Annotated in this window: 26 protein-coding genes and 1 tRNA gene; 18 read left to right on the plus strand and 9 right to left on the minus strand. The window is 37.9% G+C overall.

Annotated elements, in window-relative coordinates; genetic code table 11:
• Nucleotides 1–9 precede the first annotated feature (9 nt).
• The 9 genes from NST21_RS06880 to NST21_RS06920 all read left to right on the plus strand — a co-directional run bounded on the left by NST21_RS06880 (nt 10) and on the right by NST21_RS06920 (nt 4,609).
• A complete protein-coding gene (locus tag NST21_RS06880) occupies nt 10–324 on the plus strand; it encodes a hypothetical protein (RefSeq protein ID WP_053345015.1) in 315 nt (104 codons plus the stop codon).
• A gap of 11 nt (nt 325–335) precedes the next feature.
• Nucleotides 336–917, plus strand: a complete 582-nt coding sequence (locus tag NST21_RS06885; protein ID WP_340888440.1) for a hypothetical protein — start codon at nt 336–338, stop codon at nt 915–917.
• Between the two features lie 14 nt (nt 918–931).
• A complete protein-coding gene (locus NST21_RS06890; RefSeq protein WP_053345017.1) occupies nt 932–1,297 on the plus strand; it encodes a DUF1360 domain-containing protein in 366 nt (121 codons plus the stop codon).
• 293 nt (nt 1,298–1,590) lie between these two features.
• Complete coding sequence (locus NST21_RS06895; RefSeq protein WP_340888441.1) at nt 1,591–2,088, plus strand: YhcN/YlaJ family sporulation lipoprotein; 498 nt, start codon at nt 1,591–1,593, stop codon at nt 2,086–2,088.
• An 18-nt stretch (nt 2,089–2,106) separates the two neighbouring features.
• On the plus strand, nt 2,107–2,577 hold the full coding sequence (gene spoVAC / locus NST21_RS06900; protein WP_340888442.1) for a stage V sporulation protein AC: 471 nt from the start codon (nt 2,107–2,109) through the stop codon (nt 2,575–2,577).
• A 3-nt stretch (nt 2,578–2,580) separates the two neighbouring features.
• Nucleotides 2,581–3,606: a stage V sporulation protein AD gene (spoVAD, locus tag NST21_RS06905; protein ID WP_340888444.1), complete on the plus strand. Its 1,026-nt coding sequence runs from the start codon at nt 2,581–2,583 to the stop codon at nt 3,604–3,606.
• A gap of 16 nt (nt 3,607–3,622) precedes the next feature.
• A complete protein-coding gene (spoVAE, locus tag NST21_RS06910) occupies nt 3,623–3,979 on the plus strand; it encodes a stage V sporulation protein AE (RefSeq protein WP_053345021.1) in 357 nt (118 codons plus the stop codon).
• Nucleotides 3,980–4,083: 104 nt separating this feature from the next.
• Nucleotides 4,084–4,236, plus strand: coding sequence for a YjcZ family sporulation protein (locus tag NST21_RS06915; protein ID WP_201221655.1), 153 nt, complete (start codon nt 4,084–4,086; stop codon nt 4,234–4,236).
• A gap of 118 nt (nt 4,237–4,354) precedes the next feature.
• Nucleotides 4,355–4,609: a stage VI sporulation protein F gene (locus NST21_RS06920; protein WP_053345022.1), complete on the plus strand. Its 255-nt coding sequence runs from the start codon at nt 4,355–4,357 to the stop codon at nt 4,607–4,609.
• A 67-nt stretch (nt 4,610–4,676) separates the two neighbouring features.
• On the opposite strand, the gene NST21_RS06925 is transcribed toward NST21_RS06920, so the two are convergent.
• Complete coding sequence (locus tag NST21_RS06925) at nt 4,677–6,950, minus strand: ATP-dependent helicase (protein WP_340888446.1); 2,274 nt, start codon at nt 6,948–6,950, stop codon at nt 4,677–4,679.
• A 151-nt stretch (nt 6,951–7,101) separates the two neighbouring features.
• Between NST21_RS06925 and NST21_RS06930 the strand changes: the two genes are divergently transcribed.
• Nucleotides 7,102–7,287 carry a hypothetical protein gene (locus NST21_RS06930; RefSeq protein ID WP_340888447.1) on the plus strand — a complete coding sequence of 62 codons (186 nt, stop codon included), beginning with the start codon at nt 7,102–7,104 and terminating at the stop codon, nt 7,285–7,287.
• Nucleotides 7,288–7,451: 164 nt separating this feature from the next.
• Here NST21_RS06930 and NST21_RS06935 read toward each other — a convergent pair whose 3' ends face one another.
• The 5 genes from NST21_RS06935 to NST21_RS06955 form a co-directional block, all read right to left on the minus strand.
• The gene (locus tag NST21_RS06935) at nt 7,452–7,937 is read right to left on the minus strand and encodes a spore coat protein (RefSeq protein ID WP_056528253.1); all 486 of its coding nucleotides are present in this window, start codon (nt 7,935–7,937) and stop codon (nt 7,452–7,454) included.
• Nucleotides 7,938–8,173: 236 nt separating this feature from the next.
• Entirely contained in the window at nt 8,174–8,437 is a 264-nt protein-coding gene (locus NST21_RS06940) for a hypothetical protein (protein ID WP_056528256.1), read from the minus strand.
• A gap of 161 nt (nt 8,438–8,598) precedes the next feature.
• Nucleotides 8,599–9,024 (minus strand): GNAT family N-acetyltransferase, encoded by a 426-nt coding sequence (locus NST21_RS06945; RefSeq protein ID WP_340888448.1) that lies wholly within the window; start codon nt 9,022–9,024, stop codon nt 8,599–8,601.
• Between the two features lie 4 nt (nt 9,025–9,028).
• A complete protein-coding gene (locus NST21_RS06950) occupies nt 9,029–9,544 on the minus strand; it encodes a YjcG family protein (RefSeq protein ID WP_056528262.1) in 516 nt (171 codons plus the stop codon).
• Nucleotides 9,545–9,635: 91 nt separating this feature from the next.
• Nucleotides 9,636–10,358 carry an alpha/beta hydrolase gene (locus NST21_RS06955; protein ID WP_057217814.1) on the minus strand — a complete coding sequence of 241 codons (723 nt, stop codon included), beginning with the start codon at nt 10,356–10,358 and terminating at the stop codon, nt 9,636–9,638.
• 188 nt (nt 10,359–10,546) lie between these two features.
• Between NST21_RS06955 and NST21_RS06960 the strand changes: the two genes are divergently transcribed.
• Nucleotides 10,547–11,104 carry a phosphatidylglycerophosphatase A family protein gene (locus tag NST21_RS06960; RefSeq protein WP_201181790.1) on the plus strand — a complete coding sequence of 186 codons (558 nt, stop codon included), beginning with the start codon at nt 10,547–10,549 and terminating at the stop codon, nt 11,102–11,104.
• A 26-nt stretch (nt 11,105–11,130) separates the two neighbouring features.
• Here NST21_RS06960 and NST21_RS06965 read toward each other — a convergent pair whose 3' ends face one another.
• Entirely contained in the window at nt 11,131–11,352 is a 222-nt protein-coding gene (locus NST21_RS06965) for a hypothetical protein (RefSeq protein WP_053345030.1), read from the minus strand.
• A 207-nt stretch (nt 11,353–11,559) separates the two neighbouring features.
• Between NST21_RS06965 and NST21_RS06970 the strand changes: the two genes are divergently transcribed.
• From NST21_RS06970 to NST21_RS06995, 6 genes are all read left to right on the plus strand, one after another.
• A tRNA-Val gene (locus NST21_RS06970) sits at nt 11,560–11,631 on the plus strand.
• Nucleotides 11,632–12,053: 422 nt separating this feature from the next.
• On the plus strand, nt 12,054–12,578 hold the full coding sequence (locus NST21_RS06975; RefSeq protein WP_201221643.1) for a type 1 glutamine amidotransferase domain-containing protein: 525 nt from the start codon (nt 12,054–12,056) through the stop codon (nt 12,576–12,578).
• Nucleotides 12,579–13,001: 423 nt separating this feature from the next.
• Complete coding sequence (locus NST21_RS06980) at nt 13,002–15,104, plus strand: YhgE/Pip domain-containing protein (RefSeq protein ID WP_340888451.1); 2,103 nt, start codon at nt 13,002–13,004, stop codon at nt 15,102–15,104.
• A gap of 393 nt (nt 15,105–15,497) precedes the next feature.
• Nucleotides 15,498–16,340, plus strand: a complete 843-nt coding sequence (locus NST21_RS06985; protein ID WP_053345033.1) for an ABC transporter ATP-binding protein — start codon at nt 15,498–15,500, stop codon at nt 16,338–16,340.
• Nucleotides 16,273–17,031: an ABC transporter permease gene (locus NST21_RS06990; protein WP_053345034.1), complete on the plus strand. Its 759-nt coding sequence runs from the start codon at nt 16,273–16,275 to the stop codon at nt 17,029–17,031. The genes NST21_RS06985 and NST21_RS06990 overlap by 68 nt, the downstream gene beginning before the upstream one ends.
• Before the next feature lie 35 nt (nt 17,032–17,066).
• A complete protein-coding gene (locus NST21_RS06995) occupies nt 17,067–18,080 on the plus strand; it encodes an aliphatic sulfonate ABC transporter substrate-binding protein (protein ID WP_340888452.1) in 1,014 nt (337 codons plus the stop codon).
• A 375-nt stretch (nt 18,081–18,455) separates the two neighbouring features.
• Here the strand turns inward: NST21_RS06995 and NST21_RS07000 are convergent, their stop codons facing one another.
• Nucleotides 18,456–19,397 carry a DHH family phosphoesterase gene (locus NST21_RS07000; protein ID WP_340888453.1) on the minus strand — a complete coding sequence of 314 codons (942 nt, stop codon included), beginning with the start codon at nt 19,395–19,397 and terminating at the stop codon, nt 18,456–18,458.
• 390 nt (nt 19,398–19,787) lie between these two features.
• Here NST21_RS07000 and NST21_RS07005 point away from each other — a divergent pair, with 390 nt between their 5' ends.
• A complete protein-coding gene (locus NST21_RS07005) occupies nt 19,788–20,555 on the plus strand; it encodes a DeoR/GlpR family DNA-binding transcription regulator (protein ID WP_340888454.1) in 768 nt (255 codons plus the stop codon).
• A 219-nt stretch (nt 20,556–20,774) separates the two neighbouring features.
• Here the strand turns inward: NST21_RS07005 and NST21_RS07010 are convergent, their stop codons facing one another.
• Complete coding sequence (locus NST21_RS07010; protein ID WP_340888455.1) at nt 20,775–22,844, minus strand: bifunctional aldolase/short-chain dehydrogenase; 2,070 nt, start codon at nt 22,842–22,844, stop codon at nt 20,775–20,777.
• Nucleotides 22,845–22,890 lie beyond the last annotated feature (46 nt).

A 22,890-nucleotide genomic window follows, 5' to 3' on the forward strand; every position in this document is an offset into this window, starting at 1 on the left:
GAGGACATCATGGACGTGAAAAAGGATCGTCTGCCTTGTACTGTTGGTAAGCAAACAGTACACAATACTCCGAAGAGCCAAATAAATTTGAATAGAGAAAACTTCACCACTTCGTTTAGTACAGAAGAAATGGTGGAGTTATTGTCCCGACTTCCAGCCTTTGCACCTAAGCCAGTTTGTAAGTTCATCATCAATGGTCGTACAATGTTTGGTAAGTTGGAACATAAAAAAGAATCCAGTCTTTTTATTAGGCATAAATTTGGTAAAAAGGTTGTTCAATACCATATAGAGCAGCTGCAGTCTGTGGATATTCTGAAATATTAAGGAGGATTTGCATGTCAGAGAATAAAAGCGATAAGGACTCCAAACCCCTTTTATATGTCAATCAGGCTAAGATATCGGATCAACGAGGGAATATGCAAAGTGATTACCGAACGAAAAAAGGTACACATCAAGAAACGGCAGAGCATGAATCTGTGGAAACGGAGCAGGGAGAAGAGAAAATAGAAAAAATCAAGCGGGAATTTGGAGTATTTGATGCTATGAAAGAAATTGAATCAGAAATTACGGCTATTAAAAAAATTACTCATCAATATGTTCCAGAGCAGCCATCAGTTGAGCAAACTGAACTTCCTGTACAAGAAGAAAAGGAAACGGCAAAGGTTGTAAAGAAGAAAAAGAAAAAGGTGGAGAAAAAGGTGGAGAAAAAGGAATCCTCAAGTGAAATCATAACCCGTCTATCCAAACATCAAGGTTATCCAAAGCCGCTATGTGAGGCGGTTATTAACGGAGAAACGCTTAAGTTTCAGGTATTGGGAATGAGGGGGGAATCAGTGAAAATTAAAAGAGGAAATCATATTCGCTTCGTCGGTCTCCCGAATATTATTGATGCCAAAATTATTAAAGAATCCAAGTGAAGGAGCAGAATTGAATGTTTCTCTCACAGCATGAGTTCACCTTAATACTTCTATTAGGTTTAGCTTCATTTAGGCTGACACGCTTAATTGTTTTCGATAAAATTATGGAACCTTTGCGCCGTCCTTTTTTTAAAGAGATAGAAGAAAAGAATGAAAAGGGTGATGTGGAGATTTATTTAATTCCTAAGGAAAAGGGCTTGCTTGGCTGGTTTGGACAATTGCTAAGCTGTTTTTGGTGTGTGGGTATCTGGGTCAGTCTATTTCTGGTTTTGCTTTATCTACAACAGTTATTTATTGGGGAAGTGCTGATTTTAATCCTCGCAGTTGCCGCAGTAGGGTCAATCTTAGAGGTTATAATCAGCAGAATTTTGGACATTTGATTGGAAACAACTTGTCTCTTCAATCATATAGTATGGTATAGAGGGAAAAGGGGGAGTCACAATTGAATAACAAACAAAGTCCATGGACGTATGCAAAACCGGTGAAAAAGGAACAACCGGTCAAAATAAAAAAAGACTGTGGCTGCAATAATAATAATAAAAATAAGGGCTATTGAATGAAAAAAAAAACCTTTCCGAATTGGGAAGGTTTTTTTATTTCCTAATCCTACCATTCATAAAAAAACAGTTAAACAAGAAAATAAAAATAGAACAATAAATTAGGATGTGATTCTATGTTCAGACGAGGAAGTTATTTATATGTTATCTGGCTGGTTTTTGCAGTAGTTGTGTGTTTGCTAACAGCCTGTAGCAGTAAAGGAGACGGAAAAACAGAAAACTTAGCGTTAATTAAGCGCACGAATCCTGAACCGATGGATATCATTAATGGAATGGATGAAAAGGATGAAAAAGGACTCATTTCAAAGGTCAAGGAGACAGTAGCCAACGAAGACACAATCTATGATGTAATCGTGGTGAAAAATGGAAAAAAGATTATCGTCGCTTATAAAGTTAAGCACTTGAAACGTTTTCATATGAAAAAAATTGAAAAGAACGTGACTGGAAAGTTGGAAGAAAAGTTTCCAAAGTATGATTTTATCGTTTCTAGCGATTATAAAATCTTTCTGGAATCATTAAGATTGAATGAGTTTCTTAAGGAAAAAGAGGTTCCTGAGAAAAAGGCAATAAAGAAGTTCAAGGAAATTGAAGAACTTCAAAAAGAATTAATATAGAAAGAGAGGTTTCTCAATATGAGCAGCAAGGAGAACACGACTCCCCAGCAGGATGCGTATAAAAAGCTTCAAGAGAAGCATGAAATAAAAAGGCCGATCCTGAAGAATTGTATAAAAGCCTTTTTAGTAGGCGGTATTTTCTGTTTAGTAGGACAAGCTATTTCATACTTTTATATTTATTTTTTCAACTTTACGGAACAGACAGCCGGAAGCCCAACGACTGCGACCATGGTGTTTCTCGCACTTTTAATGACTGGCTTCGGATTTTACGACCGCATCGGACAGTTTGGGGGAGCAGGGAGTGCTGTCCCAGTAACGGGATTCGGTAACGCAGTTATTTCAGCAGCAATCGAACACAGGACGGAAGGATTTGTTCTTGGTGTTGGTTCCAATATGTTTAAATTGGCCGGATCGGTGATTCTATTTGGTGTATTTTCAGCCTTTGTCGTGGCGTTGATTAAAACGATTTATCAAATGATTGGGGGCTAAGCGGTGTTAAAGGGAAAACAAACATGGACGTTCGCCAATAAACCGGTCATTTTGGAAACAGGGGTAACCGGTGGGCCTTTTGAGGCAAATGGAGAAATCGCCGGAGATTTCGATATTCTGTACAGTGATTTATGGATGGAGCAGGATTCGTATGAGAAGGCTCATCGTCATTTGATGGAGAAAGCGGTGGAGCTTGCATTGGAGAAAGGTAAGATAGACAAGGAAAAGGTACAATTTTTCTTGGCGGGTGATTTAATCAATCAGATTACACCCACAAGTTTTGCGGCTAGAACAAATGGCATTCCATACTTCGGTCTGTTTGGTGCCTGCTCTACTTCAATGGAGGGGCTTGCACTATCAGCCTTCATAACCAATTATGGAGGAGCGAACTATGTGTTAACGGGGGCTTCAAGCCATAATGCAGCTGTTGAAAAGCAATTCCGCTATCCGACTGAGTATGGCGGGCAAAAACCACCCACAGCTCAGTGGACGATAACAGGGGCAGGGGTAGCGCTGGTTGCTCCAAATGGTAGCAAGCAGGGGGTATTTCCCCATATTATTTCAGCCACTATCGGTAAGGTCATTGACATGGGATTGAAAGATCCTTTCAATATGGGAGGAGCAATGGCCCCAGCGGCTGTCGATACGATTTTAGCACATTTTAACGATACGGGTCTGACCCCAGATGATTATGATTTGATCATTACAGGTGATTTAGGACAAATAGGCAGGGAAACGGCGATGGATCTATTAAAGCAGAAAGGCTGCAAGATCAATCAGGAAAAATTCAAAGATTGCGGTTTGATGATATTTAAAAAGGACCAGCCTGTTATGGCAGGCGGTAGTGGCGCGGGATGTTCAGCAGTTGTTTTATATGGCCATATACTTAATGAAATGATTCAAGGTAAATATAAAAAAATCCTGCTTGTTGCAACAGGAGCATTATTATCACCGCTATCTGTTCAGCAAAAAAATTCAATTCCATGTATTGCCCATGCGGTGGCCATTGAGTATGGGATGAATTCGTGAAAAAGGAGAGATTTGGATGTTAGCAATGTTTTTTTGGGCCTTTGTCATCGGGGGCTTGATTTGTGTAGTCGGCCAGCTTCTTTTCGATGTGGCTAAGCTGACACCAGCACATACGTTAAGCCTCTTCGTTGTAATAGGAGCTGTACTTGGAGGGTTTGAATTATATGAACCGCTTGTTGATTTTGCCGGGGCAGGAGCTACCATACCAATCGTATCGTTTGGGAATTCGCTTGTAGGCGGTGCCATGCTAGAAGCGGATAAACATGGGCTCGTTGGCGTACTTACCGGTATGTTTGAAATCACGAGTTCCGGTATCTCGGCAGCCATCATCTTTGGATTTATCGGTGCATTAGTCTTTAGACCTAAAGGATAAAGTTTCAGTAGAAATAGGCAGCCTGGACTAGGACATGGCCTATACATATTTGTCCTGACCTACATATGTTATCAGTAAGCTAAGCGAGAGCGAGGTGAATGAGCATGTTTGGTTTCGGTGGCTACGGCGGCGGCTACGGCGGATGTTGTGGCGGTGGCGGTTATGGATATGGCGGCGGTTTCAGCGGTGGATCTACGTTCGTTGTAATTGTTGTTTTGTTTATCCTATTAATAATTGTAGGGGCTTCTTTCTGCTAAAAGAAATGGAATAGGCAGAAGAAGCCTATTCCATTTCTTTTTATTTATATTTACATAATCCTTGCACCATTTTTCTGATACTCCCATAGGATAGGTACAGAAAAGGAGGGGCTTAGGCATGGATAATAACTTTTTTAAAAACATAGAAGGTAAAACGGGCGTAAATATGAAAGATGTATTAGAGTTGGCAAACTCTCTACAAGGTGCCAATTTTAAAGATGAATCTACTGTAAGGAGCGTTATTAAACGTGTTTCGAAAATAGCTAATAAACCTGTTACTAAGGAAATGGAGGATAAAATTGTTCACTCCATCGTAGCTGAAGGGAATAAACTGGATTTCGGGACGATTTCTAATATGATAAATAAAAAATAATCAAAAACAGGGGCCTGCGGTAGATGCAGCCCCCTGTTTTAATATCTAGTTACAGGTTAACCTTGGGTCAAAACTTTAAGAATCGTGAAGGGTGGGCGGTTCGTCCGCGTCTAGTTTGCAGGACGGAAAGGTAAAGATCCTTTTTCGCCCGGGTTGCTGCTACGTAGAGCAAGCGTCTTTCCTCTTCAAGAGGTGCAAGTTCCCCTTTCCGGTATGATTCAAGCGCAAAGTCATGCGGAATGCTGCCATCGACAGCAGCAAGAACGTAAACAGATTGATATTCAAGCCCTTTGGAACGGTGTATGGTTGTTAGCTGTATGGCATCTTTAAAATGTTTTGACAGCTGTTTAACCTCCTGGACCATGGCTGTCATATGGTCGACATGGTCTAGGAAGGAGGCGACGGTTGGAAAACGGTTTGCAGCCACTTTTAGGTCGCGGATATCATCAGAACCTTTTTCGAGATTGGCTTCATTTCCGCGTTTTTTTACATATTCTTGATACCCTAAATCTTTCTCTATGATTTCTAAAGCTACGAGCGGTGACATACTTTTTATAGAACGGATTTGTGTCGGAATCGTCTTTAATTTCCGTTCCTGAAAAGCATGTCCCGTTTTAACAAAAGCAAATGCATCAATAAAATCACAATCCTGAAGTATCGTCTGTGCCTTTAATTCCTGTAGTATACTTTGCTTTAAAAATAATGAAGAAAGGACATCCGATGCTGCCTTGCTATCCTGAGGAAATAGACTCAAACGCATGAAGGCAAGCATACCTCGAATCACTCGGCGCTGATAAAACGAATCCGCATCTTTTTCAATTACAAAGGGCAGATTGGAAGCTGCTAGTCTTTCAAAAATGGCCCGCGACATTGTATGTGTTCTGTACAAAACCGCAAAGTCACCAGGGTTTGCTCCTTTGGCGATTTTTTCCTGGATATCGGATACAATCATCGTAGCCTCTAATTCCTCATCATGAGGATAAAATAACACAGGAGGATTGCCATGATTATGCTGTGCACTCATCTTTTTTTCCATTCTGTGCTGATTTCGCTTAATCATCCGGTTGGCTGTAGCGACAATTTCATGTGAAGACCGGTAATTTTCGGTTAGTTTTACAACTTGAGAACCGGGGAAATCGTAATTAAAATTTAGAATATACTTCGGATCACTCCCACGGAATGAATAGATGGCTTGATCGTCATCTCCGACGGCACAAACATTTTTTGATTCAGCCGAAAGAAGTTTTATCAGTTCATATTGAACTTTATTTATATCCTGAAACTCATCAACTAAAAAATAGTGAAACCTTTGCTGATACTTTTTTAAAAATTCTGGGTGATTTTTAAAAAATATATAACAGCCGACAAGCATATCATCAAAATCGTATTTTCCTGTTTGCTCTTTATATTCTTCATAATTCTTATATAAAAATAGACAGGATTTCTCCCATTCGTCATTCGGTTTGATATCGTCTGGAAAAACCAATGAGTTTTTCCAAAGACCAATTTGCTGAAGAGCTTGATCATATGCAAATTCCTTATCATCGAGTTCCAATTCCCGACCAGCCTGTTTCAATATTTTTTCTTTCTCCCAATCCCACTTTAATAGTAAATCCCGTTGCCATTTGGTTGGCTCATGGAAAATCAGTATTTTATAAAAGATACTATGGAAGGTACCACTAACGATTTGAGAAACAAGGGAAGGAGTCATATAAGGGTAGCTTAGCAGGCGCTGTTGCATTTCCTTGGCGGATTTCGCCGTAAAGGTTACAAGCATGATACTTTTTGGATTGATCTTTTTTACCGTTAGCATATAAGCAGTCCGAACAGTTAATACCCGAGTTTTTCCGCTGCCGGCTCCCGATAGGACAAGAAGTGGTCCATCAATCGTCATTACTGCTTTTAATTGCTCCGAATCGAGTACTACTCCTCGTGCGGATAATTCTTGAAAGTAAGGGTCTTCTAGTTGTTCTAGGATAGAAGGTTTATCTGTAAATGGCGGGTTACCTGTAATCGTTCGGCTTTTTAGGTAAGGTTCAGTAATTATTTTCGTTTCAGTAATGGTCCGTGATTTAGGAATCTTAAACCCATTCTGTTCCATATATTCTAATGGTTTATCCTCATTTATTGGTTCCAAATTTGGCACTTCACAGTCTGACCGTGAAGGGTCACTATGATAAAAATAGGGTGTCATATGGATCCCGATAAATAATTTTAATGGTTTATGACAAATGATACAAGAAAGCTGGTCACGTTTTCCTTTTTCAAAAAGTGTCTGCAGCTCACCAGCTGAAACAGTATGTAAATGTACGATTTCATTGCCAGATTTTGCTTGATTCATATAAATGGATACCTCTAATCTATTAAAAATATCGGCAATATTCATCATACCAGAAGATTAGTAAAATAAGAATGTGAAAATGATGTTTCAATATCATCCCAGTTGGTAAATTAAATAACATTATTTCTATTTATAATGGGGAGGGATAACGATGGGATACATAGCACCTGTAACACAATTAGATTACATTCAATACGCCAACCGGATAGTCAAGGCTGCAGAGAATGTAAGAAATGTGATAGGAACAGCACCCATTCAACCTATCCGTTATAATCAAGTTATGGAAGACGAAACGGGACGTTTTAAAAAAAATTACCAAATTTATTACCAGAACTAGGAAATGACAAATGGAACAGGAACTTAAAAGATTCAAATGGGGTTGAGGATGAAAGAAGAACTAACGGCTGAAATAATAGGAAAGGGGGGTATTTTAACGAAGTGGTGTAAATCTTGAATAAAAAACAAAAGAGGACACGTAAAGTGTCCTTTTTGTGTTCTTTCTTAAAGAATGTCTATTTCTACAATTAAAGCTAACAACAATTGCAGTAAAAGTTGGATGTTAAGAGCGATTTGTGCATCAGTTGTTGTAATATCGATATCACGGCTGTTTTCAACAATCGTTTTTTGGCGTGTAATTTGTCTAACATTAGAAGATTGAATTAACTCTTGGGTAATTCGCTCAGCATTATCAGCATCTGCAATAGAAATACTTACGATGACCGCAATTGCTGCTTGTAGAGCCGCTTGTAATGAAAGTGCCGCTTTAACATCTGTAGAAGTAACATTTACATTACAAGAATCTTTAATGTAAATTAGTTCTTCAGAAAGTTGAACTTGAGAATTGTCCTGTCTTGCCTCTTGTTCAATCTGGGTGTCGTCGTTACAGAATCCTGATAGGGGATGATTAGAAGCAGAATCTAGAGCCGACCATGATCTATCAGAGCCTTCGTTTGTATTACAATTACTACGATATACATTTTGGTTCATGTCGTTTTTTCCTCCTTAGGTTTTATTCCCTATTAAAATATGCTTGGATGGTCATTCTGGTTGGACGAATAAATCAATTTATTCGTCTATTTTTTAATACTTAAGCAAAGTATTAGTGAGGCGAGGATAAAATTATAACGAAGCTGGAACTTTAGGAATGAAATGTAAGTGCTGCTAGGTCTAGTTTTACTTAATTCTCCAGCAAGTAAGGTTTCTTTAGATAAATAATGGTGAAGTTATTTATCTTTCGAATCCCTATATTTGGTTTGATAAGAATTTGTTACTGGGTTAACATCATTTTCCGTGATTTTCTTTTCTTGGTTTATGAGAATTTGTGATTGTTCCTGTAAATAGCGGATGGTTTCTTTTAAGTTGTTTCTCTCTTTTTCAGACAAATCAACTTTCTCTTTTTTGAAACCATTTTTTCTCAAAGTCCGTGAAACCAGCAGTTCCATTAGTCTTTTTTGAGACTCCTCCAGGTTGAATTCATTGTTACTCATAAAATTTTCCCTCCTTCTTGCTTTCTATATATAGACTATGTATATTTGCGAAGATTGCCATTGAACGGAAATGGTTTTTTTAAAAGATTTAAAAATAAGACTCATGAAAACAAAAAAAACGCTGCCCATCCAGAAAAATGGATGGACAGCGTTCTGTATTATTAAATGTTTTTCTTCATCGTTTTATGGGGTATGCCAGCGTCCATAAATTCGTCGGAAACAATCTGATAACCTAGTTTCGAATAAAAAGGAATCGCGTGTAGCTGAGCATCAAGCTTTAATTGAGGAATTTTATTTTGTTCGGCAAATTCCTCAATAGCACTCATAATCATAGCACCAGCCCCATTTTTTCGCGTTGTTGAAAGTACACATATGCGCTGGACCTTACCAACGCCGTCAATGACCCTGAATCGCCCGGCCCCAACCGGCTGTTCTTGTTCATTATATAAAACGAAGTGAGTGGAGTCTTCTTCGTATTGATCAACCTCTTCTTCAATTGGGACATTTTGTTCATCGACGAATACTTTTTTTCTAATCATATAAGCATACTCACGCTCTTGGGTGTTCTCGGCAATTTTTACAAACACGAAATTATTCAGCCCCTAATCTAAATGTTTCATATACAGTCCATGCCCCATCTTCAAGCTGGTACAATAAGTGGATTCGCTTTACTTCTTCTTCATGGCTAACATCTAGCATACTAAGTTGTCCTAAAACATCAGAGTGCTCATTATCGGATAAATCCTGAGCAATCGTAATATGCGGAACAAAGGCATGTTCACTTTCACTTTTGCAAAATTTCTCATCGTGAAGTGCTACATGCAGCTCTTGAAGTTCCTCAGATAATTCGACTTTAAAATAAATTGTATTGCTCACGGGTTGGAAAGACTTCGCTTTCGTTACATTTAACTTAAAAGGCTGGGATTTTTTTGCAATGTCTTTTAATCGTTCTGCAACTGTAGAAATTTCCATATCCGTAGCTTCAAACGTTTGTTTAAGCGTAATATGTGGTGGAATGAAAGCGTACTTCGTATCATAACGTTTTCGATAGGAGTTAGCTAAATCTTGAAGTTTTTTTGAAGGGAAAATTGCAACACCATATTTCATAATTGAAACCTCCTGAAATTTTTTTAGTTGTAATATTGTATTTGGATATGTTTTATAGAAACCTTTCTTAAAAGAAGGGTTTCTAGTTTTGTTAGAACATTTCCAATAGTGCTCTTTTTAAATCTGCCTGCCAATACTTCCAGGTATGATTACCTTCAAATTCTTCATAGAAGCAAGGAAATCCTTTTTGGTTTAATAATTTATGCAGTTCCCGGTTAGGTTCTATAAAGTTTGCCCGATTTCCATCTGTCGTGGGAACATCGGTTTCCTCGGTCCCAATTACATGATAAAGTTCTAGGAGATGCGGATTCTCAAAATTACGGACAGCATCCAATACTGCTTCATTTGCAAGCGGAGACTGCATGATGCACTTCCCAAATGTATGAGGATATTGAAGAGCAGCTAATAAAGAAACAGTGCCACCAAGAGAGTCACCGATTAAAGCACGACCATGCCCCATTTGATAGGTTGGAAATTCATCATCTAAAAACGGAACAAGTTCATGGGCGAGAAAACGTATGTATTCAACGTGCTGTTCCCCATCTGGATGATATTTACGTCTGCGGTCAAATCGATCTTTATAAGGAATACCGACGACGATGATATTCTCAATTTCATCGTTCCCTAATAGTTCATCGGCTACGCGACCAATCCGTCCCATCTGAAAGTAATCACGGCCATCCTGAGCAATGACAAGCGAATATTTATATAGTGGAGAAAAATTAGCAGGCAAGTAAACAAGTAGCTCCAATTCTTCTGCTAAAGCTTCACTTTTAAATATGTACTCTTTTATCGTGCCTTTACGTAAACTCATTCTTCCGCACCTCTATAATTAATAATGAAAAACTACTTACTTGGCTATTTTATCACAGCTTCCCATCTTTTTCTCGTGACAAGAATTTCAAATAGAAAAATTTCATTTTATTTTCTAAAAATTTAAAATATAAAATGCTATAATGAAAGGATATAGAAAAATATTACAAAAAAAGAGGTGGCAGAGAAATGACAGATGTACACGTACACAGCAGGGAAGTAACAAGAGCGGCTAAGCAAACATTAATAGAACGTGGTGTCAGTGTGGAAGCCATTGCAGAAATTGTATATGAATTGCAGTTCCCTTACAAAGCTGATTTGAAATTGGAGGAATGCATTCGCAGCGTAGAGCGCGTTCTTTTAAAAAGGGAAATTCAACATGCTATTTTAGTCGGTGTGGAGCTTGATAAACTTGCTGAGCAAAAGAAGTTATCAGAACCACTGCAATCAATTGTTGAATCGGATGAAGGCTTGTTCGGAGTGGATGAAACCATTGCCTTTGGTGCAGTTCTAGGCTACGGAAGCATTGCTGTAACAACCTTTGGACATTTAGATAAAAATAAAATAGGTGTCATTCACGAACTGGATAAGAAGCAAGAAGGAGTCGTTCATACATTCCTGGATGATATCGTTGCAAGTATTGCTGCGAGTGCCGCTTCAAGATTAGCACATCGTCTAAGAGATGAAGAAGAATCATTAACTGAGAAAGAAAAGGACATTCAGGAAGAGGAAGAATTAATCGGTTAAATTTTTACTAAATAATACCATATTTTTCATCCGGATCTATCATACCTAGGTTTAATAAGGCGGGCAGAAAGAATATTGTTCATTTTAAATGTTCGTTTTGTCTGCCTTAGAAAACAATAGGCACGAATATGTCCTGGATTTATTTCAAGCACCTGAATTTTCCGCTGGGTAATCTTCCCTTGTTCGGAGAGATAAATAATCTCTAAGGGAATATTCCCCTCCAAATGTTTACGAAGAATATATTTCATTTTTTATCACTCCTTAGCATACTTTCATTATATACGAACGTATGTTTTTTATGCAAATAAAAAAAGAACACTAGTTCGTATCTTTGACAGGGAAATTCCTTAAAAGATAAACATAAAATTTTTTAAAAATAATTCGTTGACTTTTTATTAAAAAAACTTATAATAAATTATGTACTTAAGTAATAGAACAAGCTAAATAATACATACGACTTGTTAGCTCAGTGGGAGAGCACTTCCTTGACAGGGAAGGGGTCGTGGGTTCGAATCCCTCACAGGTCATCCGAACGGCGGAAGCATTGTTAAGCAATGTTTTTGCCGTTTTTTATTTTATCATTTTCTCTATACAAAGAAGATCGTTACGTATAAACCTTACCCTCGAATATCTTGTTCGGGGGTTTTCTATGTCCATAGAATAGAATGGAACAGTGTCGATAATAGATATTTCATAGATGAAAATGTAAATTTCTGTAGGGAGAAATGCTAGTTTCGCAGAAAAAATCATGAAAGACTAAAAATTCAATTGCAAGGAAAATATTAAAAAGGTAATTAAATGGTAAAATAGCTGTGGGAACAGAGTAGCAAAAATAGATACTTTCATTGTTATATTAAAAGATTAGCTGGTAGCAGGAAAGGGCAATATATGTGGAAGGATAGTAAAGTGAAGGGGACCCATGTATTTTAATAAAGAAGGAGAGATTTACATGCGATTAGTAGGAAAGAAAATTATCAGTCTTGTGCACCATGATTTTGAAGATTTAGAGCTCTGGTATCCAATCTTGCGTTTAAAAGAAGAGGGAGCGATTGTTCACCTTGCTGGAGAAAAGGCAAATGAAACGTATATTGGGAAATATGGTGTGCCTGCTGTATCAGATTTTGCATATAGTAGTATTAAAGCGGATGAATATGATGCCATCCTTGTCCCAGGAGGTTGGGCCCCTGATAAAATTCGTCGTTTTCCTGAAGTGATTACACTTATCCAGAACATGGAAGAAAGTAAAAAGCCAATCGGACAAATCTGTCATGCAGGATGGGTCTTAATCTCTGCTAAAATTTTGCAGGGGAAGAATGTTACGAGTACACCTGGTATTAGAGATGATATGGAGAATGCGGGGGCAACATGGATAGATAAGGCTGTTGTAGTAGACGGACATCTTGTATCCAGCAGACGTCCTCCAGATCTTCCAGATTATTTAAGAGAATTGATAAAAGTAATTGAAAAACGTTAAAAATATAATATGACAAAAAAAGTGGTTTTTCCTCCTGGAGAAATCACTTTTTTATCAATGAATTTCTGATTAAAGAAAATATAATAAAGAACGAACCCGGAATGTTAGTAATTATTGTCTCAAAATTGTAACCTCTTATACAGTAAAATTCAGGATACAGTAAACAAGGGCCTCGAGCACTGGTTGGGAAGTGTTATTGAGATGTTTGAAGGTAAGGTAAAAATCAGAAGAGGATAAAAAGTATTCGTACCAACTAGCAATTCTTTATTAAAAGAAATAAGTCAAAACTCTAAGAAGCGGGTGTCGTTATCGACACCCGCTTCTTTTCAATATGGGGAAAGACTATGGATATGTTTACTTAGTATTGATCGAGACTATTTTTCGAATAATAGTAACAAAATACTATTTGCGCGGGGGTAAGGTTTGAAAAATATTCGAGAAATTTTCATTGACGATTTAAAAAGTATTTATAGGAATTTGTTTGTCTGTATCGTTGTTATTTTTCTAATGTTTATCCCGTCTATTTATGCTTGGTTTAACATTGTTGCTTCTTGGGACCCTTATGCCAATACGGAAGGAATCCTTGTCGGTGTTTCCAATAATGATAAAGGTACAGAGTTAAATGGTAAAGCCGTGAACTTAGGCAATGAAGTTATAGAGGGGCTAAAAGGGAATTCGGATTTAGGCTGGAGATTCACAACAGAAAAAGATGCCATTGCAAAGGTGAAAAAGGGAGATTATTACGCATCTATCATCATTCCAGCTGATTTTTCAGAACATATTGCGACCATCATGACAGATGACCCCATTAAAGCGGAGATTGATTACTATGTTAATGAAAAAATCAATTCCATTGCTCCTAAAATGACTGCAGCAGGGGCTAATAGTATTGTGGACAATGTGAGCAAAAGCTTTATTAAAACAGCTAGCGGGAGTATCCTTTCAATCTTTAATGAACTGGGAATCACGTTGCAAAATGAGTTACCGACCATTCAAAAAATGAAGAATATGGTGTATTTATTAGAGGAGAAACTGCCTGAGCTTGAGCAAAATATCAAAACGGTTCAAACACATGTAAAAAGGGCTGAAGACATCATTAAGATGGTTAATGATGGTCTGGATTCAATTGAAGGAATAACGTCACAAAAAGACAAATTAGTGTCAGACGTTTCTAGTTATGTAGATTCAACAAGACAGGCATTCGAGGGGATCAATCCACTATTAGAAAATGATCTTGCAAATGTAAGAAGCGATAATGAATCTATTTTAGTGCTGGCAAACCGGTTAACGAATCAGGAGTTGCCTAGCAATGAGGTGGATCAGATAGTTGAACAAGGGATATCGAGGATAAAAAAAGAGTTGTACCTGTTGGACAGTATGTATAATTTATTGGTGAGAGTCAATCAATTTAGTGAGAATAACTGGCTTCAACCAGAAATAAAGCTAATGGATAATCTGCGGGACAATGCTTCTAATCAACTTCAAGCGCTGAATAACCGTTCCTTTGGCTCACTTATAGAACTTGGTGAGAACAATGATAAAGTCTTGGCAAGCTTCCAGGATAACTATTCAAAGGAAACAGGACCAAAATTCAATGAAATTTGGAATGAAACGGATTCCATATTGAAAAAAGTTCAGCTCACAATGGAAGAGGGTAGCCAGGTTCTTCCCGAAGTAAGGACACTGTTAAATGAGACCAATCGAACGTTGGAAACTCGCACAGGAGAAATCGATAAGTTACAGAATAAGTTTCCAGAAATCGAAACGAAAATAAAGGCTTTAGCGGCTAAAATGAGAGAAATCGATAAGTCTTATAACATGGAAGAAGTGATTGCTTTCTTAAAAAATGACATCGAGCAAGAAAGCGACTTCTTTTCAGAACCAGTGCTACTCAATAAACACAGTTTATTTCCGATTCCAAACTATGGATCAGCCATGTCCCCATTCTTCACCGCACTTTCACTTTGGGTGGGTGGCACAATATTAATTTCCATGCTAAGCGTGGATGTTTCTCATAAAGTTTACAGCCCGTATCAAATATATATTGGGAGGTACCTAATATTCTTCATCATTGGGTTAATGCAGGCACTCAGTGTTTCTATAGGCAATATTATCCTAATTGGTGTATATGTAGCTGATAAATTTGAGTACATCGTGTTTTCTGTCTTGATTAGTACAGTATTTACACTCATTGTCTACACCTTTGTTTCAGTTCTTGGAAATGTGGGAAAGGGAATAAGTGTTGTCTTAATGGTCCTCCAAATATCAAGTTCAGGCGGGACCTTCCCTATTCAAGTGACCCCACCATTTTTTCAGCATATCAATCCCTTCTTGCCATTCACCTATGCAGTTGGTTTACTTCGTGAATCGGTTGGGGGAATAACCTGGAGTGTCGCTGGCAAGGATATTTTTGTCTTATTTCTCTTTTTAATAATCACTCTCATCTTAGGTATCGTTCTGAAGAAACCATTGCATGCTAGAACGCAAAAAATGAAGGATAAATTATATGGAAGCAGAATTTTTTAAAATAGAAACGATAATATATGTATGTCTCCAGTTCGTCAAATAGGTAGGGTAGTCTTTGGAGTCTGTCAAGTATATTTGCACTAGAACTTGGTCCAACTACTTTTCTTAAATGTGAAAGGTTTGCGCGTTTACAAAAATAATCATTGCAGAATAGTCTGGATCCTTGTTTTATTAAGGGTCTCAGGCTATTTGTCTATTTATGGGTTGGAACTAGAATAATGTTTCTTACGAAATTAAGTAGTATTGTTTTATTTATACAATAAAAAGAGTTGATTGAAAAATACCGATAAATTAGAATTTTTGCATTTTTATAGTTGACAAAAACCATTGGATTAATCATTATTAAGAAATAATGTTTAGTAAATCAATGCGATTTAAAAGTGGGGTGGCTTTATGTATTTAACAATAGATGGAATTGAAAAAAGTTTTTTGAATGAAAAGAAAGAAAGCATAAAGGTGCTCGATGAGATTAACATAGAGGTGGAGAAAGGAAGCTTCGTTTCGATTGTTGGGCCATCAGGCTGCGGTAAATCGACACTCCTGTATCTAATTGCTGGTCTGGATAAGGCTGATAAAGGGGAGATCCGTGTAGCTGGAAAAAAGGTGATGAAGCCAGGACCGGAACGAGTCGTAGTGTTTCAAGAGGCAGGGTTATTTCCTTGGTTAACGGTACTTGAAAATGTTACATACGGATTGAAGTTAAAGAAAATGCCCAAAGAAGAGGCGAAATCGAAGGCATTAGACATTTTAAAAATGGTTCACCTCAGCCGTTATGTGGATTCCTATCCACATCAGCTCTCAGGGGGCATGAAACAGAGGGTAGCCATTGCAAGAGCGCTGGTTATGGAACCGGATATTCTGTTGATGGATGAGCCATTTTCTGCGCTTGATGAGCAAACGAGGATGGTCTTGCATAAAGAGCTGCTCGAAATCTGGAGAAAAACAAAAGTGACAATCTTTTTTGTTACCCATAATATTCGTGAGGCTGTTCAGCTTTCTGAAAAAATTATCGTCTTTGCAACCCGTCCCGGGAAAATTAAAGAGACGATTTCCGTCCCATCCATGAAAGATGGAGTTATGCCAGATAGTGTAACTTTGAACACTGAACAAAGGGTTCTATCGATCTTGCAGGAGGAAATTGAAAAAGTGTTGAAGGAGGAAATGGGGAATGATTACAGCTTTAAGACGAATCATATTCATCGCGATGATAGCGGGGATATGGGAAGTCACATCTAGACTTTCCAGTCTTCCAGATTTCATGTTTCCGAGCCTGACTCAAGTGTTGGAAACTCTGTTTAATGGACTAGTAAGCGGACAAATAACCGATGCTATCGGAAAAAGCCTTGGCCGTATCCTGATCGGCTTCACGATTGCCATTATAATAGGTCTAATATTAGGATATTTCATTTGGCGCTTTAAACTGGTTGAAGATACGCTTGGATTCGTCGTGACGGCTTTACAGTCCATACCGAGTATCGTTTGGTTCCCTTTAGCAATAATTTGGTTTGGATTGAATGATTTTTCGATTCTCTTTATCGTCACTATCGGCGCAACTTGGACGATGACAGTTAATGCAACCAGTGGATTCCGGAATGTGCCCCAGCTGTATCAACGGGTTGCCAAAACATATGGATCGACCGGGTTTCATTTTCTACGTACCGTGATTTTACCAGCATCTGTTCCACAAATAATATCCGGGCTGCGAATTGCATGGGCATTTTCTTGGCGTGCATTGATGGCAGGTGAATTACTTGGCGGAGGCGGCGGTCTTGGACAATTGCTAGAAATGGGTAGATCGCTCGGACAAATGGATTTGGTCATCTCCGTAATGATCATTATCGCAATTATCGGGACAATCGTGGATAATGTTGTCTTCTCACGTCTAGAACGAAATGTTCAACTGAAATGGGGAGTAAATCAACGGTAGTTTAATAAGATTATAGTTTAAAAGGAGAGGGAAATATGCTGAGAAAATCATTTTTTGCCCTTATTATGTCTGTATTGTTAATCGGAATAGTAAGCGGATGCACACAATCCACAAGTAAAGAAGAGGGAAAAGGCACTGGGAAACAAACTGTGAAAATTGGATATTTTCCTAACTTAACTCACAGTGCAACGATCATTGCACTTGAAAAAGGCTTTTTTGAAGAAGAGTTCGGTGAAGATGTTAAGATTGAAACCAAAACAGTGGCTAATGGTGGGCTATTTATGGAAGCAATGGCTACAAACGCTATTGATGTCGGAACAGTTGGGCCTGGTCCATTACTTAACTTTTACGTTAAAAACCCGGAATACCACCTGATTTCTGGAGCTGTTAATGGCGGTGCCGTTCTTGTGGCTAGTGAGGGCAGCAAGGTAACGGATTTAAAAGATTTAGACGGTAAAAAAGTAGCGATTCCTGTTATAGGGAGCACACAGGATGTCATGCTTAGAAAAGCGCTTCAAGACGTTGACTTAAAACCGACTACTAACGGAGGAACAGTTGAGTTATATGCGGCAGCACCCGCTGACACAACAGCACTTTTTGTCCAAAAATCAGTCGATGCTGCAGCTACCCAGGAACCATGGGGATATGTATTGGAAAACCAGGCAAAGGGAAAGTTAGTGCTTGACTGGGATCAGTTTGCATGGGGAAAAGATTCACCAAACACGGTAGTGGCTGCAAGTCAGAAGTTCTTGGATAAAAAGGGGCTCGCTGCATCTTATTTGAAAGCTCACAAAAAAGCAGTGGATTTTATCCAAAATAATCCTGAAGAAAGCCAAGAATTAGTTATTAAGCATTTAAAGAAACTAACTGGAAAAGAATTAAGCAAAGAAGAAGTTACCTCAGCGTTTTCACGCTTAGAAGTAACAACGGAAGTTAATGAACAAGTTATTCAGGAAATGGCTGATATAAGCAAAGAAGCGGGATATGTTCCTAGCAGTGATATTAAGGGTATGGTTGACTTATCTATTCTTAAAGAAGTATCCAAGTAATAAATGTAAAAAAACGCCTCAGCCGATTTTTGGCCTTGGGCGTTTTTTTGTGCGCCTTAATAGATTTGAGAAAAATTGAATGTTAAATACGGTTATATAGTAATGTGAAAATCTTTTTGCAAATCAAATGAAAGTAATAGATGAATTCGAATATCAAGCGGAGAGGTTTGAAATGAGTCAAGAGAGTAGTCAAACAACCATTGCTGTGAATTTCCCAATAACTTCTTATGATAAATCTGAAAATTTTAACATTCTTAATGGATGAACTGGAGCTGAAGGCAGTTAAAAAATAAATGGTAGAGAGAGCTTCATGCCTTAGACTGATATAGTTTGAGGCTTTTTACTTTACCTAGGAGCAGGCAATTCTTCTCTAGCTTACTTTGGGCAAACTTGATTTAAGGCCTCAATAACATGATCTACTTCTTCCCACGAATGGATGGTTGCACCGGCAGCAAATGAATGCCCTCCTCCATTGAATTTCCGGGCAATTGAAGAGATAGGGATATTTCTTGAACGAATTCTGACACGGATTTCCGTCGGATATTCGATAAAGAACGCCCAGATTTTGTTTCCTTTAATAGAAGAAAGGGTGTTAACTAAGTTTGAAGCTTCAACTCGGTCTACACCATACTTATTTAACAGTTCCTTTGTCATAATAAAGTAAGCTACCCCTTTATCGGTTACTTTGAAGCTTATAAGAATATCTTTTTGAAGCCTTGAAGAATTTTTAGTCTTTGTATTAAGGAGGTTATGGATTCTTTCTGGCTGAAAATTATAAGTTCGTAAGAGCGAAACCGTTTTTAAGGTCCTAGGAGAAGTATTTCCATTTAAGAAACGCCCTGTATCACTAATTATCCCTGCATAAAATGCTTTAGCTGCTTCTTTGTTTATTTTAAAATCCTCTGGAAAATTCAAAAATAAGTCAACAAGCATTTCACTTGCAGAGCTATAAGAAGGGTCAACCCAAGAAAGGTCACCGAATTGTTCATATTCGGGGTGGTGGTCAATTTTAATCAACATGTCCCCATGCGTATATCGGGAATCACTAATGCGTGAAGTGTTAGAAGTATCACAAACGATCACTAATGCACCCTTGTAAATTTTATCAGGGATAACTTCCATTTTACTAATAAACAACAGGCTATCTACTTCTTCTCCTACCACATAAACCTCCTTGGAAGGGTAGGAATGTTTAATTAGTTGTTGTAGACCGACTTGTGATCCCAATGCATCCGGGTCCGGATTAATATGACGGTGAATGATAATAGTAGAATATTTCTTGATGGCTTCGACTATTTCGTTTTTAATATTTTCCATTTTGCCATCTCCCTTTGAATCTATAATTACCTCGTAGATCAATATTAGATTAAAAAAATTTAATATAAAAAAGAAAGCATGAACTAATGAATTTTATTTACATATAGAAATAGGTACTCTAATCATCACATGTCACAACTATTAAGGCAATTCCAAACACCATAAAAATGAGTATAGAGAGATTTTAGAGCCCTTATGAATGTGACTCTAAAAAAATTCCTTTGAAAAATCCGTATACATAGAGATTTCTCATTTTCTTTGTTTGTTTTTGTATTTGATTTATAACGGGAGGATTCAAAAGATACCCATCACATGATATGATGGAAGAAAGAGAATAAGTTAGAAATAAACGGACTTAAGTGTTTATTAACTATAGGAGGTATAATTTAAGTGCTTGTAGTGGAAAGACAGAGGAAGATTGTGGAATTGGTCAATGAAAGACTGAGTATAAGGGTATCAGAATTAAGTGATGTATTTAATGTTACCGAAGAAACGATTCGTCGAGATCTTGAAAGATTGGAAAAGGAAGAACTATTGCGCCGTAGTCATGGAGGGGCGGTTAGTATTGAGAAGAATAATACGGAAACTCCCTATACGGAGCGGGAAATTCTTAACTCTACAGAGAAAAAAGTCATTGCATTAGAAGGCGTGAAGTTAATTAATCCAGGAGATCAAATTGTCTTGGATGCAAGCACGACAGCCTGGTTTATGGCTAAAGAGCTTGAAGATATGCCACTGACCGTAATTACCAATTCAATAAAAGTAGCGATTGAATTGAGTAAAAAAGAACATGTGAAAGTTATATCCACCGGTGGAATGCTGCTACCAAAATCACTCTCCTATGCTGGTCCGCTAGCAGAACGTTCATTGGATAAATATTTTGTGAACAAAGCATTTATTTCATGTAAAGGTGTGCATTTAGATGAGGGCTTAAGCGATTCGAATGAATGGCAAGCTTTACTTAAGAAGAAGATGTTACAAATTGCGGACAAAACGATATTATTGGCTGATTCTAGCAAGTTTGGCGTTCGAACATTTGTGCAAATTGCTAAAATTAATCAAATTGATGAAATCATTACAGATTCAAAGCTTTCTGGGGACTATATTAATGAGTTAAACGAGAAAAATATCAATCTTAATGTGGTTAATAAGCCGTAAGTATAAAAATCATGTAATAAACTAGCCTTAAGTCCTCACTAGACAATGAGTTCTTAAGGTTTTTTATTAAGAAAACCACATATACAAAAGTGGTTTATTTTTGTTTTTTATTGAATGTGTTGACCGTAACTAAAAAAACCAGTCTTGCACAATTGAATGAGAAGGACTGGTTTTTTCCTGGATTATAGAATTTGATATATTAAATAACTATGAATCTTATTATCGTGTGAAAGCGGCTGGTACACCACCATCAACCGTTATCATACAGCCTGTTGTTTTCTCTGCTTTTGATGATGCGAAGAAAGTGATGGACTCTGCGATATCTTTAGGATAAATATTCACGAGTAAAGTTGTGCGTTTACGATAATGGTCTTCTAATTGATCAGGATCAATACCATAAGCAGATGCCCGATCTTCTCGCCATTTTGAACCCCAAATAGCAGAGCCTTGAAGGACAGCGTCAGGGAGGACAGAGTTTACTCGAATACCAAACTCTCCACCTTCAGCAGCAATGCATCGAGCTAGGTGAGTTTCTAATGCTTTTACCGAACTGTAGGCAGCCGTATTTTTCCCTGCGTAAACTGAGTTTTTAGATCCAACAAAGACCATGTTACCACCAATACCTTGTTGTTTCATTTGCTTAAATGCTTCACGGGCAACTAGGAAATATCCTGTGCCTAATACATTTATATTCAAGTTCCATTCGTTTAGAGATGTTTCATCAATAGGGCTTGAAGTGGCAAGCCCTGCGTTATTCACAATTACATCGACGCCACCAAAGCTTAGGGCAGTTTGAGCAAAAGCTGCATGAACTTCTTCTTCTTTTGTTACATCCATTTTTAATGCAACAGCACGATTAGGACCATAGTTCGTATTAATTTCAGCAGCAATTTTCTGTGCACCTTCCAAATTTAGGTCAGCCACTACAACATGTGCACCCTGTGATACGAATTGACGGCATGTTTCACTTCCAATACCTCCAGCTCCACCAGTGACGAATGCGACTTTACGTGAGAATTCAGCTTCAGCAGGAGCTAAAGAGAGTTTGTATAATTCCAGAGGCCAGTATTCGACATTGTAAGATTCATTTTCACTTAATGAAACGAAATTTCCAAGTGTTGTTGTTCCTTTCATAACAGAAATGGCACGGTGATATAATGCACCGCTCACATGGGAATTAGCAACGTCTTTGCCGGTGTTGACCATGCCCACCCCAGGGATTAAAATGACACGCGGTGCAGGTTCGACCATATTATCGCCTTCATTTTTGTTTCTATCAAAATAAGCTTTATATTCTTCCTTAAACTTTTCAATGCCATCTTTAATTGTTTCTATCAAGTTTTTAATGTCTTTTGTTTCAGGATTCCAATCAATAAATAATGGAACTCGTTTCGTATGTACAAGATGATCAGGACAGGCCGCACCGATTTGTGAAACGCTTGCGGCATCATGACTATTCACGAATTGAAGAACATCATCACTACGGTCATAAGTTAAAAGCATTTTTTTCTCGTCGCTGACAGCTCCGCGGATAACAGGCATGATAGATGATAAGATTTCCTTTGCTTCATCTTCGGAAAGAGATTGATATTTTTGGCCACCAAATACAGAAGCTTCCGTTATTTTAGATTGAATGTAATGTTCTGCTTCATTAATGATTGAAATGGTTTGATTGTAACTTGCCTCGGATGTTTCGCCCCATGTAACCAAACCATGTTTCTCCATTAACACAAGCTGAGCATTAGGATTATTTCTTACTCCTTCAGCAATCATTTTAGATAAGGTAAATCCGGGACGTACATAGGGAACCCAAACGAAGCGATCTCCATAAATTTCATTGGCGATTTCTTTACCATTATCTGCACAGCAAATACTGATGATAGCATCTGGGTGTGTATGGTCCACATGCTTGAAAGGCAAAAATGCATGAAGAAGTGTTTCAATAGATGCTCTTGGATGTTTACTGTCAATCATGCAATGGGATAAATAGTCAACCATTTCTTCATCTGGCATCACGTCGCGTTCAATCAATGGTGTAATATCTTCTAGACGCAGCCCTGTGAAATTTTTTTCTTTCATTGTTGCTAAATCTGATCCACTTCCTTTAACCCACATGACCTCAACGTCTCGACCGCGGAAATCCTGTACCGTTGTCTTTGTGGATGTATTTCCGCCACCCCAGTTACACACAGTACGATCTGATCCGATTAAGTTTGAACGATACACTAGTTCTTCTACTCCATTTGCAGCTTGTTCAGCCGTATTAGAGTTCCATAAATTATTAACCAATTAAATTACCTCCATTTATATTCATCTTCTTTATTTATGTTTGTTT

The sequence above is a fragment of the Peribacillus sp. FSL K6-1552 genome (genome assembly GCF_038005205.1).
Classification (GTDB): Bacteria; Bacillota; Bacilli; order Bacillales; family DSM-1321; genus Peribacillus; species Peribacillus butanolivorans.